At 50.6% G+C, this 16,117-nt stretch carries 12 protein-coding genes and 1 pseudogene; 4 read left to right on the forward strand and 9 right to left on the reverse strand.

Going from position 1 to position 16,117, the window contains the following annotated elements:
* The coding region (locus ACO0LG_RS17815; RefSeq protein ID WP_423029202.1) for a transposase DNA-binding-containing protein at positions 1 to 102 on the reverse strand (102 nt) is incomplete at its 3' end.
* Positions 103 to 197: 95 nt separating this feature from the next.
* Between ACO0LG_RS17815 and ACO0LG_RS17820 the strand changes: the two genes are divergently transcribed.
* Positions 198 to 416: a hypothetical protein gene (locus ACO0LG_RS17820; RefSeq protein WP_423028759.1), complete on the forward strand. Its 219-nt coding sequence runs from the start codon at positions 198 to 200 to the stop codon at positions 414 to 416.
* Positions 417 to 494: 78 nt separating this feature from the next.
* Here the strand turns inward: ACO0LG_RS17820 and ACO0LG_RS17825 are convergent.
* Positions 495 to 2,900: pseudogene (locus ACO0LG_RS17825) on the reverse strand (penicillin acylase family protein).
* A gap of 201 nt (positions 2,901 to 3,101) precedes the next feature.
* On the opposite strand from ACO0LG_RS17825, the gene ACO0LG_RS17830 reads away from it, so the two are divergent.
* A complete protein-coding gene (locus ACO0LG_RS17830; RefSeq protein WP_423028761.1) occupies positions 3,102 to 4,937 on the forward strand; it encodes an ABC transporter transmembrane domain-containing protein in 1,836 nt (611 codons plus the stop codon).
* 53 nt (positions 4,938 to 4,990) lie between these two features.
* Here ACO0LG_RS17830 and ACO0LG_RS17835 read toward each other — a convergent pair whose 3' ends face one another.
* Positions 4,991 to 5,566 (reverse strand): TetR/AcrR family transcriptional regulator, encoded by a 576-nt coding sequence (locus ACO0LG_RS17835; RefSeq protein WP_423028763.1) that lies wholly within the window; start codon positions 5,564 to 5,566, stop codon positions 4,991 to 4,993.
* A 99-nt stretch (positions 5,567 to 5,665) separates the two neighbouring features.
* Here ACO0LG_RS17835 and ACO0LG_RS17840 point away from each other — a divergent pair, with 99 nt between their 5' ends.
* Positions 5,666 to 6,898 (forward strand): MFS transporter, encoded by a 1,233-nt coding sequence (locus ACO0LG_RS17840; RefSeq protein WP_423028765.1) that lies wholly within the window; start codon positions 5,666 to 5,668, stop codon positions 6,896 to 6,898.
* Between the two features lie 30 nt (positions 6,899 to 6,928).
* Here the strand turns inward: ACO0LG_RS17840 and ACO0LG_RS17845 are convergent, their stop codons facing one another.
* Entirely contained in the window at positions 6,929 to 8,590 is a 1,662-nt protein-coding gene (locus ACO0LG_RS17845) for an amidohydrolase (RefSeq protein WP_423028767.1), read from the reverse strand.
* A gap of 355 nt (positions 8,591 to 8,945) precedes the next feature.
* Here ACO0LG_RS17845 and ACO0LG_RS17850 point away from each other — a divergent pair, with 355 nt between their 5' ends.
* The gene (locus tag ACO0LG_RS17850; protein WP_423028769.1) at positions 8,946 to 10,502 is read left to right on the forward strand and encodes a transglycosylase SLT domain-containing protein; all 1,557 of its coding nucleotides are present in this window, start codon (positions 8,946 to 8,948) and stop codon (positions 10,500 to 10,502) included.
* A gap of 192 nt (positions 10,503 to 10,694) precedes the next feature.
* Here ACO0LG_RS17850 and ACO0LG_RS17855 read toward each other — a convergent pair whose 3' ends face one another.
* The 5 genes from ACO0LG_RS17855 to ACO0LG_RS17875 form a co-directional block, all read right to left on the reverse strand.
* Positions 10,695 to 11,696, reverse strand: a complete 1,002-nt coding sequence (locus ACO0LG_RS17855) for an NADP-dependent oxidoreductase (RefSeq protein ID WP_423029203.1) — start codon at positions 11,694 to 11,696, stop codon at positions 10,695 to 10,697.
* A 126-nt stretch (positions 11,697 to 11,822) separates the two neighbouring features.
* Positions 11,823 to 12,626 (reverse strand): oxidoreductase, encoded by an 804-nt coding sequence (locus tag ACO0LG_RS17860; RefSeq protein ID WP_423028771.1) that lies wholly within the window; start codon positions 12,624 to 12,626, stop codon positions 11,823 to 11,825.
* A 119-nt stretch (positions 12,627 to 12,745) separates the two neighbouring features.
* The gene (locus tag ACO0LG_RS17865) at positions 12,746 to 13,354 is read right to left on the reverse strand and encodes a TetR/AcrR family transcriptional regulator (protein ID WP_423028773.1); all 609 of its coding nucleotides are present in this window, start codon (positions 13,352 to 13,354) and stop codon (positions 12,746 to 12,748) included.
* Positions 13,355 to 13,597: 243 nt separating this feature from the next.
* Positions 13,598 to 14,272, reverse strand: coding sequence for an OmpW/AlkL family protein (locus ACO0LG_RS17870; protein ID WP_423028775.1), 675 nt, complete (start codon positions 14,270 to 14,272; stop codon positions 13,598 to 13,600).
* A gap of 14 nt (positions 14,273 to 14,286) precedes the next feature.
* Positions 14,287 to 15,813, reverse strand: coding sequence for an alpha/beta hydrolase (locus ACO0LG_RS17875; RefSeq protein ID WP_423028777.1), 1,527 nt, complete (start codon positions 15,811 to 15,813; stop codon positions 14,287 to 14,289).
* Positions 15,814 to 16,117: the final 304 nt, after the last annotated feature.

The raw sequence follows: 16,117 nt of genomic DNA on the forward strand, positions 1-16,117 counted from the left end.
CAGCAATACTAAGCGTGATGTCAGACGTTTGTCGCCAAGTTGCACTAAGCCCAATTCATTTTCGGCCCAGTCGCAATCCTCCTGGTCTTCGTCAATGTCCATTCAGGGATTTTAATTATTTTCACGAATCAAAAGTTAACATCACTATCGTCTGTTTACAAGAAATTTCTGTCAAATGTGAATTTGTCAGGAAAGATGTGGGTAATGATCAGCCTTTAGGGGGCGACGACGCCTGGGTCGCCTTTTTGGCCCACCTTTTTGGCGAAGCAAAAAGGTGGGGAGTCGCCGGTCTACCACCGGCCGGTAATCTTAAAATACGATTGCAGGCATTTGAAAATCAAATCGTCCAAAACAGCAACGATTCACAAGTTAATACACTTAAAGATATGTCACGAACGCCACTGGATTCCAGCTAAAAGCATGCTGGAATGACGTCAATATGTTCGTTGCATCATTGCCGGATTATGCTTCGATGATGATGATAACAGGTCCTCCTATTTCCCCCTCAACACCAACACACTCTTCGCATGCCCTACAACATCCCCCTCACTCAAATACTGCTGCACATAAGTCCCAGCCGCAAACCCTGCCGCCTGATCATTGTAGTGTGCATCAAACAAAACCCCGCTCTGCCCTACAGGATTAATGCCCAAAGCCTTCGACGCATCAGCAAAATCTATCAGGCGTCGTGTGGATGGGCCATACACTACATCCCATGGTGCTGGCCCTATCGCCGCGGCCAGATTATTCGGCACCTCACGCCCACCCGCAACTTCAAACGGGCCGATGTTGAATAGCTTGTCCAGCGGCTTTTGCTGAGATAAGGGATGCTTGTGTGTCAGGGTATGCGCCTTGCCCCAGGTCCATTGCTTGCTGTCTGCGCCAAAGGTTTTTTGCAAGTGCGCGATACTGTCACGCCATGCCATCATCAAGATATCGTCGCGGGTTTCCACTACAGGTGTAGTACGATTATCCCACCAGGGTGAATTTGCATCAGCCAGCAGGCGTGGCAAGGCATAATCGAGTGCGCGTGTGCGCAAGAGGTTTTTAAACTGGACGTCCCCCACTTCATCTGCCATCGCTGCGTAGATGATCTGATACAGCAGTTGACTGAAGATGGTGGGCGCTATGCTGTTCGCCTGGTAACTGCCATCCCATTTTTCCAGTTGTTCCAGCAGACGCTTGCCGTCCGCATCATTTACTTGTTTGCGCAAGGTCGGCAATATGAATGGCAAAATCTGCGCGGCATAATCGGTCTTGCTATCAAGCTGCATAGCCTGGCTGTTTTTGGTATCCCACTTGATGCCAGGTTGCGACAATAAGGCTTCCAGCCTGCGTGCGCGCTCATTCAGATTGTAATAGCCTGGAATGGCAAAATCAGCTGAGGGCAAAGGTTGCTGATTGGCTGAGACGATATAACCACGCACAGGATTGACTTCATGCGGATTGTCAGCAAAATCAGTAAAGCCTGGCTTATCTGCTTCTGCCGTACTGCCATCAAGGATGAACGCCGGGTTCACATCAGATGGTCGCTTGACCAGTTTCGCCGCAGCCCACTAGGCGATATCACCTTGCGTATTTGCCCAGACCACATTCAAGCCCGGCGCATGGATATTGCTGGCAGCATGTGCTGCAATATCTTTTGTACTGGCGCGGTTCAATTCGTAAAAAGCGTCGAGTACTGGGTTTTCAGTTTCCAGAAATGCCCACCACATGGCGATGGGCTTGGCAGTCATATCTTCCCCCCAAGCTAGACGGAAGGCATCGCTGATGATGGGGCCATGAGGGGACGTTCGCAATTGCAATTTAACAGCCTCCCCCCCTTTGACCTTGATGATCTCTTCACGGCTTTGCATATCCACCCATTGCGCTTTGATCCAGATTTGATTGGGATTTTGCGGATTGACTTTCTCGGCAATAAAATCAACATCGTCATTCTGGAACATGGTCAGGGTCCAGCCAAAATTTTGGTTATGCCCCAGCAGTGCAAAGGGATTGAGTGCCTGATGGTGACCATATAATTCAAAGCCAGGCATTTTGAGATGGGCTTCATACCAGACTGAAGGTGCTGAATAAGCGATGTGGGGGTCACCTGCCAGCAAGGGTTTACCACTGGCGGTATTCTTGCCAGCCACTACCCAGGCATTGCTGCCCTCGAACTGTGGCAGGCCAAACTCTTCCACGACTTGCTGGCTCGTCGTTGCGATGTGGTTCATCCTTTCCCAGTCTGTCGCGCTCAATTGCAAAGGTTTGATGACACCTTCGGGATGCCAGGCCAGATCGAAAATGCGCAAATAATCTGCGCCAAGCTTGTCTCGTATTTGTGTCAATACCGGTTCAGAACGGAAGGCTGCAGCAAAGCTGTAGGCCATGTAACCTGATACAGCGACTGTATCTTCTGCAGTAAACGGGCGCTTGGGTATGCCCAGCAATTCAAATTCCAGTGGAGAGGCATGGCCAGCCTGATATTGGTTGATGCCATCGAGATAGGCATTCAGCGCTTTGACTGCGGGAGAATTTTTATCGAGTCTGGCAGCGTAATCCGCCGCATGTTTGCGCAAACCCAGGGTGCGGAACAGGCGGTCAGTATCCAGCAGTTTTGGACCAAGAATTTCGGCCAGTTCTCCCTTGGCCAGGCGACGCACCATTTCCATTTGAAACAGCCTATCCTGTGCATGTACATAACCCAGCGCACGATACAGGTCTGCTTCATTTTTTGCTTCTATATGCGGCACGCCACGCTCGTCATATTGCACGGTCACTTCCGCTTGCAAGCCCGTCAAAATCTGATTACCTGAACGTTGTACACGTTTGCCATAGAGATGAACAGCGGCGGCAATGATCGCTATCAGCAGCAAACCAGTCAATACAAGCAGACTCCATTTCAACAAGCGTTTCATTCGTAGCTCTCAGCGTGGCATAGTGTTCAGATTCTACACGCAGTAGCAAGCGTCGCGCTCAAGACCTGAGCGAGCTCAACTATTATCAATAGTTTAATAAACGAAAAAGAGCAATGTGACTATTGATTTTGGCTCACCTATCATCATCTATACCCTTTGCTATTTGCTTAGCCCACGCTTGCCCACTATTCTGGACTGCGCATGACCACTCCCGCCTCAACGTCCCCGCCCAAGCCAAAACCCGCCGCTGAAATTTCCCAGCGTAGCAGTTTCCAGACCCTTAAGGGCCTGCTACCCTTTCTCACACCTTACAAGATGCAGTTTGTACTGGCTGGCATTGCTTTGCTGGTCGCAGCCAGTGCCACATTGGCAATACCCTACGCCTTTCGCCAGATGATAGACCTGGGTTTTGGTGCTGGTGACCGCAGTATCAAGCATGTGGACCTGACCTTCCTCGCCCTGTTTGGTGTGGCTTGCGTACTCGGTATCGCCACTGCAGCAAGGTTTTATATGGTGTCGTGGCTGGGAGAACGAGTGACGGCAGACATACGCAATGCAGTGTATTCACATGTCGTCACGCAAAGCCCGGAATTTTTTGAAACCACGCAAACTGGTGAAGTACTGTCACGCCTGACGACGGATACTACGCTGATACAAACTGTGGTGGGTACCAGCATCTCCATGGCTTTGCGGAACTTCCTGCTCTTCCTTGGTGGACTGGTGATGTTGTTCATTACCAGCCCCAAATTGTCGTCCATCATCATCGTCATGCTGGCCGTGGTGGTCTTGCCCATCATTTTGTTTGGGCGGCGTGTTCGCACACTGTCGCGTGATTCGCAAGACCGCATTGCGGATGCATCGGCAATTGCAGGCGAAATCTTGAATGCCATGCCGACTGTGCAAGCCTTTACCCATGAGCATATAGAAGCCCAGCGGTTTTCTGGAACGGTAGAAGGTGCGTTCAGCACTGCCATGCGCCGCATACGCGCCCGCTCTCTATTGACAGTCATGGCGATCCTGCTGATCTTTGGTGCGATTGTTTTTGTATTATGGCTGGGTGCGCATGCGGTGATGCAAGGCCGCATGAGTGGCGGTGAGCTGGGTCAATTTATTTTATATGCATCCATCGTCGCGGGTGCTGTTGGTGCACTGTCTGAAGTCATGGGCGATGCCCAGCGTGCTGCCGGTGCAACCGAGCGTCTGCTGGAATTGATCGAAGTCAAATCACCGATACAAAATCCAGCACAGGCACTGAGCCTGCCTACCCGCGCCGGGCATGATCCCAGAGGCGCGGCACTGTCATTGCAGGGGCTGGAATTTCATTATCCGTCCCGCCCCAATACTGCTGCCTTGTTGAATCTGAACCTGGATATACAACCTGGCGAAACTGTCGCCATTGTCGGTTCTTCCGGTGCAGGCAAGACGACGCTGTTCCAGATGCTGCTGCGTTTTTATGATCCGCAGCAAGGCAGGATTACTCTCGATGGCATCAATATCCGTGAACTGAATTTGCATGAATTGCGTGGAGCGATAGGCGTCGTACCGCAAGATACCGTTATTTTCTCAGCCAATGCCATGGAAAACATTCGCTATGGCCGTGCCGACGCCAGTGATGCAGAAGTGATTGCAGCGGCAAAAATGGCAGCCGCGCATGAGTTTATAGAAAGACTGCCGGAAGGCTATCAATCCTTCCTCGGCGAACGTGGGGTACGTTTATCTGGCGGGCAAAAACAAAGGATAGCAATTGCCCGCGCCTTGCTAAAAAATCCGCCACTGCTATTACTGGATGAAGCCACCAGTGCACTAGATGCAGAATCAGAACGACTGGTACAAGGTGCGCTGGAAGTAGCGATGCAGGGCCGCACTACCCTGATCATTGCGCACAGGCTGGCAACAGTGCAGCGTGCCAACCGCATCATCGTCATGGAACATGGCCGCATTGTGGAAACCGGCACTCATTCTTCGCTGGTAGAGCAAGGTGGGGTTTATGCAAAACTGGCGGCACTACAATTTGATTTACACAGAAGCGAAGAGTAAAAACCTTGGGGCTGTTGCAAAGCATTTGACTTTGCAACAGCCTAAGCCTTAAATTACGTAGCAGACTTTTCCAGACTAGTGGCAACTGCCTGCAAAATGCGCTGGGAAAACTCCTCATCTTCGGCCACCCGCGCGAGCACAACTGCGCCCACCATACTCGCCAAAGCCAGCATAGCCTTGTCTTCTCTTTTTTCTTTGGTGTCACCAGGCAGTAAATCTACCAGTACGGCCATCAAGTCCTGCGCGCCTTGATCGGCGACTTTGCGCACTGTTTCATTTTGCCTTGCCATATCTGATCCCAACGCAGCAAGGGCACAGCCCCTGCCCGGTTTGTCTCTGTGCGCAGGAGACAGATAGTCACTGGCAATGCGCGATAAAGCTGTAGCAGCAGACTCTGTCTGCCAGCGTTTCCAGCGTTCTGCCGAACGCCCCAGACTTAATGCACAGGTTTGTGCAATCAGGTCTTCCTTGGAAGAAAAATTTCCATAAAAGCCACCATGGGTCAGACCCGCACCTTTCATCAACTCGACCACGCTGACGCCATCATAACCACGCTCCCTGAACAGCTGTGAAGCTACCTCCAGAATGCGCTGGCGATTTTCATTTGCCTGCTCTCTGCTGACTTTCATGGCGATCCTCAATCACTAAATTCTCTTGACATTATAAATTATAATCGTAATATATTCAATCATGATGATCATCATTTAAAATAAAAGTCGCTTTCATTCATGGAAAATAATATGGATACCAAGAACAATCTGATGAACAAATACCCTGCCATCTGGCTGGTGTTGTTGGGCACCGCTGGCACCTTTGCCCTGACCATGGGTGCAAGGCAAAGCATGGGCTTGTTTTTGAGCCCCATGAATACTGCCACCGGCTTAGGTGTAGGCAATATTAGTCTGGCTTTCGCGTTTGGGCAGTTATGGTGGGGCCTGACACAGCCATTCGCTGGTGCCTTTGCCGACAAAATGGGGGCCGGCCGCGTCTTGTGCGTCGGCATCGTCCTGGTGGCATTGGGCACCTTCATCACACCACTGATGACAACCACGGCGGGCCTGATCTTTGCCATAGGCATGCTGGCGGCGGGTGGTGCGGGCATGGCAGGGCCTGCGGTACTGATGGCAACAGCCACCCGCATGATCCCGGCAGAAAAGCGTGGCATTGCCACTGGCCTGGTAAATGCAGGCGGCTCATTTGGTCAGTTTTTGATGGCACCGATCGCCATCACGCTCATGAATGTGTACGGCTGGAATAATGCCATGCAGATCATGGGCGCGATAGTCTTGTTGGCCCTGCCCGCTGCCTATCTGTTACGTGGCAAACCTGTGCAAGCTATCAGTGCAGGGCAAGCACCTGTCAGCACTTCCAAAGCAATCTCCATTGCCCTGAAAAATCCCAGTTACCTGATGCTGGCGGCTGGCTTTTTTGTCTGCGGATTCCATGTGGCTTTTCTCGCGACCCACTTACCTGGCGTGGTCAACCTCTGTGGCTTGCCTGCAGAATTTGGTGGATGGGCACTGGCCATGCTGGGTTTGTTCAATATCATAGGCAGCATCTCTATGGGCTGGGCAGTGGGCAAATGGCGCATGAAATCACTGCTATCCTTGCTGTATGCGACACGCGCCATTGCCATCATCCTGTTTTTGCTGGCACCTAAAACCGGTGCTGTCATATTGATATTTGCTGCTGTTATGGGGCTGACATTCTTGTCTACTGTCCCACCCACTGCTGGCCTGGTGGCCAAGTTCTTTGGGCCTGCCAATATGGCCAGTCTGTTTGGCATCGTGATGCTGACGCATCAACTCGGTGGCTTCCTGGGTGTCTGGCTGGGTGGCAAAGTGCTGGAAGCAAATGGCAACTTCAATTTGCTCTGGTATATCGACATCACACTGGCAGTGGGTGCAGCCTTGATACATTTACCGATACAGGAAAAACAATTGCAACTGCAAGCGGCATAACCGCAATGCAGCTACTGTGACGAGCAGGGTTTATTTGCCACTCTGATAAACCTGCTTGCCTGCTACCCAGGTTTGCAAGACCTTGATCCTGTAAATATCGGTGGCAGGCATGTTCAACATGTCCTGGTCGATAAGGATAAAGTCTGCCCACTTGCCTGCCTCCAGCGTGCCCAGGGCATTTTCCTGGTGCGCTGCATAGGCAGCATCCAGAGTAAAGCAACGCAATGCTTCCTGCACTGTCATGGCTTGATTGGCGTACCAGCCTTGCGCAGGCTTGCCCGTCATGTCCTGGCGTGTGACCGCTGCGTGTACGCCCCAGAATGGATTGGGCGATTCTATCGGGAAGTCAGAACCACAGGCAATGCGTGAACCTTGCTGCAAGAAACTGCGCCAGGCATACGCGCCCTTGATGCGCTCTGCCCCGACCCTGTCCTCAGCCATATTCATGTCAGATGTCGCATGGGTAGGCTGCATGGAGGGCAAAATGCTCAGTTGCTTGAAACGCGGAATATCGTCCAGCGCCACAACTTGCGCATGCTCTATGCGGTGACGCAAGTTGGCGGATGATGCTGGCAAACGGGCAAAGCCATCCAATATCTGGCGATTACCAGCATCACCGATCGCGTGCACATTCACCTGATAACCTTTGCTGGCGGCCTTTTCTATCATGGCGTACATTTCATCTGTAGTCTTGAATAGCAGGCCGTGAGTATGTGGCGCATCTGAATACGGCGCCATCAAGGCTGCACCACGGCTGCCAAGCGCGCCATCAGCAAACAACTTTACCGCACGCAGAGAATAAAAATCTCGTCCATATGTCAGTAAAGGGCCTTGTTGCGAGATTTTATCGAAAAAGCCGTCGGTACCGCGCACCATGCCATAGACGCGCGTCGTCAACTTACCCTGGTCTGCATACTCACGGAATAATTTGTCGGCAGATTCTGAAACACCGGCATCATGCACGCTGGTGACGCCAAGCTTCGCCAGTTCCAGCAAGGCCAGGTCCAGGGCTGCTCTTTGCTCGACATTGGATGCGGGTGGCACCACCTTATCAATCAGGCGCATGGCGGCATCGACGAGTATGCCGGTCGGCTTTCCCTGCGCATCTTTTTCTATTTTTCCGCCTACAGGATCAGGCGTATTTTCTGTAATACCTGCCAATTGCAAGGCTTTGCTATTGGCCCAGCCCGCATGACCATCCACCCTCGACAACCAGACGGGGCGGTCTTGGACTACTGCATCAATTTCTTGCGCAGTCGGGAAGCGGCCAAGCTTCCAGTTGGCCTGATTCCATTCACCACCCATGATCCATTGATTCAAGGGGTAGCGATGTGTATACTCAGCAATTGCCTTTTGCGCGTCTGCCAGATTGACTGTGGCGCGCAAGCTCAATTGCATCTGGCTTGCGCCCAGGCTCAATACATGACCATGCGCATCAATCATGCCGGGTAATAAGGTTTTACCCTGCCCATCGATATATCTGGCCTTAGGCGTTTTGGGTACTGGCTGCCCCTCTTTAGCAATTCCAATAACCTTGCCGGCATCATTAAAAAAAAGGCCATGGAACTGCTGCAGGTTTCCATCTCGATCCAGGGTATAGCCGCGGACATTATCGATAATTGTGTCGGCGCTTGCCATACCAGCACTCATGGTTGCAATTGCCAACATCAGGGTCTTGATTGTGGTTTGCATAAATCACGTCCAGATTGAATGGATAAGTCGAAGGGGATGTGTATTGTATGTCAATATCTTAAGTCCTCTCTACAAAAGCTACATACCGTTGTCATCAACAACAATCAGAAAATCTGCAGATCAAGAAGAAATCAATTTAGCGACATTTGAAAGAATTTAAGCATCTATTTGGAATTGGCAGAATTTGGTAGCTTTTAACCGAAAGCAAAGGTGAAATATATGGCCACTCCCATGTAACAGATGTAAAACATGTCATTCAGCTGACATTTTTCTTGACGCTGCAAACCGCACTTGCGTACACTCACACGATTCTGCAATCCACGTCGACTATGGTCGATTAGACAATTCATTGCCTATGAAACGATTCCGACTACACTCTCCAAGCATATTGGCCGCCGCGCTCCTAGCTGGCCTGGCGCCACAAATATGTCTTGCAGACGCAATTCCCCCGGTTTTCTCACTGGTATCGGCACCAGAAACCACCAACTCAGTACAAGCCGTCACCAATACAGTCATTCCACAGGAATTACCTTCTGAAGCAGCCGTCATTCCCATCGATGACAAGGCCGCAGATTTATGGGAACGAGTGCGCGCCGGTTACGCCATTCCTGATCTTGAAAATCAGTTGGTCACCAATCAACTGGCCTGGTATGGCACGCGTACCGAATATATCTTGCGTACAGTCCAGCGTGGCTCACGCTATCTCTATCATGTGGTCGAAGAGCTGGAAAAGCGTGGCATGCCAACTGAACTGGCATTGTTGCCCTTCATAGAATCCGCCTTCAACCCACAAGCCATTTCCACTGCCAAGGCAACCGGCATGTGGCAGTTCATGGCAGCGACAGGCCGTGACTTCAACCTGAAGCAGACCATGTTCAAGGATGACAGACGTGGCGTAGTGGATTCTACCGACGCTGCCCTGAATTATCTGGAAAAACTGTACGGTATGTTTGGTGACTGGCAACTGGCGCTGGCAGCGTATAACTGGGGTGAAGGCTCTGTACAACGCGCCATCAAGAAACAACAGGCACTGGGCTTGCCGATAGACTTCCAGAGCCTTTCCGTGCACATGCCAAATGAGACCAAAAATTACCTGCCTAAATTGCAGGCAGTTAAAAACATCATTGGTCATCCAGAACAATTCAATCTGGCACTGCCAAAACTGGACAACCAACCCTACTTTGTCTCGGTCGAAAAAACCCGTGATATTGATGTGCGTGTAGCTGCCCAACTGGCAGAGCTGCCACTGGATGAATTTACGGCACTAAATCCGCAATTCAGCCGACCTGTCATTACCGGTGGTACAGGCACAAAAATTTTGCTGCCCACGGACAATGCAGCCCTGTTCAAAGAAAACCTGAACAAGTGGCAAGGCCCCTTATCTAGCTGGTCTGCGCATACTGTACAAAAAACTGAACGCATAGAAGCACTGGCAACCAAGCTGGGGCTCAAGCCTGAAGTGGTACGCGAAGTGAATTTCATTCCGGCAAAAATGATGGTCAAGGCTGGGTCAACCTTGCTGGTACCCAAGTCGACCAAAGCACCCGACAACGACATCTCACTGGAAATTGCCGAAAAAGCGCAGCTGGTTATCGAAAAAACTTCTACCCGCCAGGTCAGTTACAAGGTTAGCAAGCACGATAATCTGGCTGCAATAGCGAAACGCTTCCGTGTTAGCGTCGCAGAATTGAAGATCTGGAACCACCTGAAACGTGAAAATGTCGCCCACGGCCAGACTCTGCATATACAGACCCCTATCGTCACCCAGGTCAACCAGACCAATATGCTGGCAGCAGCAGGTAGCCGCCGCACTGCGCCAACGCCTAAAGTCACCCATCACACAGCAGCACCTGCACGTCATGGCAAGACTCTGCTTGCCAACCTGAAACTGGGCAAGAAAAAACATAGTTAATCAGGTCACCCGGACGGGGTCGCCCGGATCGAGTGAGCAGTTCAAGCTGATCGCCCCAACGTAAAATGAGCAGCCCTCAAATGTGAATGTGGGGACTGCTCATTTCTACAGACTTCTATACAGTATCGCAGGCAAGTCGATCTGGCTGTCAGTACCATTATTTTCAGCACCTGCAATCAGGTCTTGCACAACCTATAGAATCTTGATGACGACCTTGCCTTTTGCCCGGCCACTTTCAACATAAGCCATTGCTACATTACTGGCTTCAAATGGAAAGACCTTGTCTATCACCGGACGTATTGCCCCGGCATCAATAAGAGAAGTAATCTCGCGCAATTGCCTGCCGTGAGCGCTCATGAACAGGAAAGAGTAGCTTATATGACGACTCCTGGATTTCCTCCTGACGCCAAAACTCAGCATGCGCATGATCAATTTAACGAACCACGGCGCGCCAATTTCTTCTGCAAACGCTGTATCCGGTGGCCCGGAAATTGAAATGAGTTTTCCTCCAGGTTTTAGTATTTGCAGCGATTTTTCCAAGGTCTTTGCGTCCTGGCTATTCAACACCACATCATAATCGTGTAATACTTTCTCGAAATCATCTTTCTTGTAATCGATCACGACATCTGCACCCAGGCTCTTCACCAGATCAATATTAGAAGTACTGGTTGTGGTGGCGACAAATGCACCCAGATGCTTCGCTAATTGAATCGCAAATGTCCCCACGCCACCGGAACCAGCCTGGATGAACACCTTTTGCCCTGGTTTCAAATTGGCTTTTTCAACCAGCGCTTGCCATGCAGTTAAACCCACCAACGGGATAGAGGCAGCCTCTTCCATGCTCAGTGATGCTGGTTTCATCGCCAGCGAGTCTTCCTTGATGGCGATAAATTCTGCAAAGGCACCGATTCTGAAGTCATCAGGGCGGGCATAAACTTCATCACCTAATTTGAACTGCCGCACTTTGGAGCCTACTTTAACCACGATCCCGGCAGCATCATGGCCCAGGATGAGTGGCAAGCGATAAGGTAGAATGAGCTTAAATTCACCGTCTCGTATCTTCGCATCCAGCAGGTTGACTGCTGCTGCATGAACCTGCACCAGGACTTCATAGTCACCTAACTCAGGGACTGGCATTTGACCCATTCGCAGCGCACTCTTTTTTTGGTAGCGATCGACAATGACAGCTTTCATCATGATTGTGACTCCAATTTGTTTACAATAATTTCCGGCAAAAATCTGTTTGTTAACTGTTGATGCGATCTGGCCAGCCTCATGCAATCGCCGAACGAGAACCAGGCACAAGAACCGCATCGATGCTTAGAGTCGCAGGTCTTTCCGTATCCCTGCATCCATCAGGCCAGCCGGCGCAAATGTGCGCAGCAAGCGCAAGCGTTTCGCCAGATTGCCTGCGGTGTAACGCAATTTGGGATGCTGCACACGGGCAGCCCGCAATACAGCCTCCGCCACCACCTCGGGTCCTTCTGCTATTTCCATTACTTCTTTAATTCTCTTATTCACTGTAGCGCGAATTTCGCGATACTCGTCCATCTTGGTGTCAGGTTCCAGCATATTCGCGTCGAATGCGGTCCTGGTGTATGCAGGCTCTATCACTGTGACACGAATACCTCTGGTGCGTAGCTCATGGTCCAACGATTCAGAAAAACCTTCGACCGCATGTTTGGTCGCAGCGTACAAAGCCCCATAAGGCATGGGCAGAAAACCCAGTACCGAGCCTATATTGATGATACGACCTGCTCCCTGGCGTCGCATGTGCGGTGCGACCGCCTGCGTTACCCGCAGCAGTCCAAAAAAATTCGTATCAAAAATCGCCTGGGCCTGCGCTATCGAGATCTCTTCTGCCCCGGCAGGAGCTATGCCTATTCCGGCATTATTGACAAGCAAGTCTATACGACCGCTCAAACGCATGACTTCATTGACAGCTGCCGTGACAGACTCATCGCTGGTCACATCCAGTGACAGCATCTCAAAGGACCGCTCACCTTTTGCTGCCCCTCGCCTGCTGGTACCGTAAACCTTGTAACCAGCTTTAGCCAGTCTCTCGGCAGTAGCTGCACCTATACCCTGCGAAGCGCCTGTCACGAGTGCTATTTTGATACTCATCATATTTTCCAATCTATATAGGCCATGCATTTAATGAGTGGTAAGACTCATATCTCACATTAAAATATGACAATCATCATATTTTAACAAAACAAAAAACCCGTGGACATCCATGGGAATCAATTTCCGGAAGGAGCGAGTTTTTCACGCGCGGCAGCAAGAAAGCTTTCAGACAACCTGGGGTCATCAACAGCCCGCGCCATCAGCATGGTGCCGACCATGGTGGCAACCATCATCAGCGCCTTCTCGTGTGCACCTGGTTGCCCCCAGTCTGGCAACTGGCGTGCAACTACGTCTATCATTTCCTTGATGTGACGGGTAGCCGCACGCCGCACCTCCGGGGCCTGCCTGGGCATCTCGGAACCCAGAGCACTCACAGGGCAGCCAGTCTCTATGCTGTCGAAATGCTCCTTCGACAAATAAGCCTGCACCAGCGCATGCAATGCCTGCTCAGGCGGCATGGCAGCAGCGATCTGGGCAGAAACTGCCACCGCTTCTGCTCCTGCCCTGTCAGCAGCCTCTGCCAGCAATGCTTCGCGTGAGGCAAAGTGACTATAAAAACCGCCGTGCGTCAAACCTGCTTCTTTCATGAGGTCAGCGACACCAGTGCCAGCATAACCACTACGCCGTATTGCACGTGCAGCAACTTCAACGATGCGGTCGTGCGTAATTTCTTTGCGACTTGCACCTTTTAGCTTTAATGAATTATTTTTCATGATGGTCATCATATACCATTTTGGAACAAAATGCTGAATTGCCCTTAAAAAGGTCTGAGCATCAACTCGCACAAGGCGAGCAGCCTGCGCAACTTGCCTGGTGATGCGCAGCCTTCAACAGTCAGATTGACGAGGCCAGATGCATCACGCTTGAAGAACTGCTGATAACTTACTTATCAATGACATACAAAAAAGGGCTCCAGCTTTCGCTGGAACCCTCTGTCAAACCAAGCAGATTAAGTGATCAGTACCTGATTAGAAACTGTAACCCAGAGCTACACCGAATACAACCGGACGGAAATCGATCGACGTTTTACGCTCGATACTGCCTGTCGTTGCTGTCAGATCGGATTTGACTTTGGCAGCTGCAATAGAAGCACTGACAAACCAGCGGTCATTGAAATGGTAATTGACACCTACCTGCCCCGCCAAACCAACGGAATCTTTCAAATCAATTTTTGTTGGCCCGCCAGTAGCGATATTACCTACAGCAGTTGATTTGGCATCAAAGAACTGCGTGTAATTCAAACCAAGACCAACGAACGGACGGAATGCATCAGTCGGTGCGCCAAAATTGTAATTGAGGAAGAAAGTAGGTGCGCGTTGTTTGACTTTGGAAATCACACCATAAGGTGCCAACGTGCCACGGCCTGTCACTTCATGCTCAGGTGGAATACCTGCGACGAAATCAAAATCCAGATGATCATTGATACGACGGGTGTAACCAAATACGACCGTAGTTGCATTCTGAACGACCAGGCCTGCAGGCTGTGGCGTCAGGAATGCAGGGCCGTTACTGGTAAAGTCTGGAGATTCAGAATGCACCTGAACATTGAGAATACCTGCACGCACGGTATTTTCATAAGCATGAGCAGAAGAAACGCAGGCCAGACCAAACAGGGCGCTAACAGCGAAATGAATTTTTTTCATGATGGCGTCCTCTCTTATTTAGCCAAAACTTGCTGGAAGAACGCGCGGGATGCGGCATTACAGAACGGTGGAACCAGCGTACCATGATACTGGCTGGCAACCGCTGTGGTCGGATCTACTTTGGCAGCAATCGCAGCATTGATCGTTGCTTGCTTGCTTTGGGCAAAACCAACTTTAGCGGCAGCAAATGGATCAGCTGCGCTGGTTGGCGCAGAATCAACGTCCAATACTGTCAACGCTGCTGCTGGCAAACCTTTAGCCTGAAAGAAACCTGCTGTTGCCTGGGTGCTGGCAAAAAACACAGTAGGATCACCATTACCGCCACACAGCATGACTGGTACGTTAGGTACGTAGTTACGCAAGTCGTTTCTCACGCCAGCCTTACGGAAAGCATTGGCAGGAGTACAGTTCAAAGGATCTGCTGGATTGACGTTGCAAGGATTTTTCTGTGCATCAGCCAGATAGGTATTACGATAGCTGGTTTTCACCAGGTTACCGTCACCAAAGAAGGCCGCAAATGCAGGAGAAGATGGACCTGGCAAAGAGTCTTTCGCAAACATCGCGTACGCTGGCAATTTACCAGTCGTGAACAAGTCATTGAAAGCCAATGGGCCTGGCAACAATGTTTCTATCCCGGTTGCGTATTTGTCTTCGTAGACTTCGTTCGGGCTGGTGTACAAACCACCATAGGATTTTTGCCAACTGGTCGTGATCAGCGGGATAAACACCGTGCCGCCTGCATTAGGGCTGCCTGCAAAAGTTGCGTCACCCAGCAAGGAGATGGCGTATGGACCGGACATACCAGCCAAAGCACTTACCTTGAACTCGGAAGCATAGGTTGTTTGCATGGCGCGTTGCGTTGCCATGGCAACGTGACCACCTTGTGAATAGCCACTGATCACCAGCTTGCCAGAATCTTGCGCGCCGATAGTTGCGAAAGCCTTACGTGCGGCACGCAGGGAATCGACCATATCATTGGCTTGCTGCTCTGCGTTCAGGTAAGGATGGTAAGTCAGTGCAGAAGTATCATAGCCTGCATAGTTAGGTGCAACCACGATGAAACCTTGTGCTGCATACATGGCTGCCATCAGGATAGCTTCTGAGTTATCACGCAGATTGGCCATGTTGAAGGATTTTTCTACTGTCGTGCCATGGGCATACAGGATAACCGGACGTGGGCCTGTACATGCAGGGTCGCTGCCAGATGGAACCATGATGGCACCAGTTGCGTCAGTCGCTTCGTTAGCGCCGCCGACTGTGATGTATTTCATGTAATAAGTGCTGATTTCGCACTTCGGCGCACCTGTGATTTGTGTCAAACCAGGTTTAGCCGCATCCAGCGAAGCCTTGAAGACGACAGGATCAAGCTTGGTCAATGCCGGACCACTTGCCTGGGGAATAGGCACCAGTACAGGTGGATTGGCAACCAGCGTGCCGCGGGTAGGTGTGTTATCGATGACTGGACCAGCACTACCACCGCCGCCGCAAGCCGTTAAAACGGCAGCAGAAAGCAGACCCAGTGCTATGTGAGTTTGACGCATTGTTGTCTCCTGTTAAGTATTTTTTTGCAAGTCAGTAGATTTAACCAGCACCATATAAAATGGAACGAGCGTTCTAAAACTTAGCAAGTAGTATGTCATTTACGCAATTTGATGAATAGCGAAAATTTCACATCTAGAGTAAACACTCTTAAAAAATTAGCCTGAACTTGCCCCAGGGATTTTCCATGCGGGGCAAATACAACACTCTTAAAAAATTAGTGAAAAAGTGATCTTGCGCGATTCCCTTTTTCCGGGCGGCAAGTATACCTTTTCCGCCTCAAAAATGAGTGCTTTGATTTAGATA

The organism is Undibacterium sp. Ji42W, from assembly GCF_049340405.1.
GTDB lineage: Bacteria > Pseudomonadota > Gammaproteobacteria > Burkholderiales > Burkholderiaceae_D > Undibacterium.

Bases quoted from the DNA above. Each gene is read 5' to 3' on its own strand.
- ACO0LG_RS17840 (WP_423028765.1), top strand. From the start codon at position 5,666: ATGGAAAATAATATGGATACCAAGAACAATCTGATGAACAAATACCCT.
- ACO0LG_RS17870 (WP_423028775.1), bottom strand. From the start codon at position 14,272: ATGAAAAAAATTCATTTCGCTGTTAGCGCCCTGTTTGGTCTGGCCTGC.
- ACO0LG_RS17830 (WP_423028761.1), top strand. From the start codon at position 3,102: ATGACCACTCCCGCCTCAACGTCCCCGCCCAAGCCAAAACCCGCCGCT.
- ACO0LG_RS17875 (WP_423028777.1), bottom strand. From the start codon at position 15,813: ATGCGTCAAACTCACATAGCACTGGGTCTGCTTTCTGCTGCCGTTTTA.
- ACO0LG_RS17850 (WP_423028769.1), top strand. From the start codon at position 8,946: ATGAAACGATTCCGACTACACTCTCCAAGCATATTGGCCGCCGCGCTC.
- ACO0LG_RS17855 (WP_423029203.1), bottom strand. From the start codon at position 11,696: ATGAAAGCTGTCATTGTCGATCGCTACCAAAAAAAGAGTGCGCTGCGA.
- ACO0LG_RS17835 (WP_423028763.1), bottom strand. From the start codon at position 5,566: ATGAAAGTCAGCAGAGAGCAGGCAAATGAAAATCGCCAGCGCATTCTG.
- ACO0LG_RS17860 (WP_423028771.1), bottom strand. From the start codon at position 12,626: ATGAGTATCAAAATAGCACTCGTGACAGGCGCTTCGCAGGGTATAGGT.
- ACO0LG_RS17865 (WP_423028773.1), bottom strand. From the start codon at position 13,354: ATGATGACCATCATGAAAAATAATTCATTAAAGCTAAAAGGTGCAAGT.
- ACO0LG_RS17845 (WP_423028767.1), bottom strand. From the start codon at position 8,590: ATGCAAACCACAATCAAGACCCTGATGTTGGCAATTGCAACCATGAGT.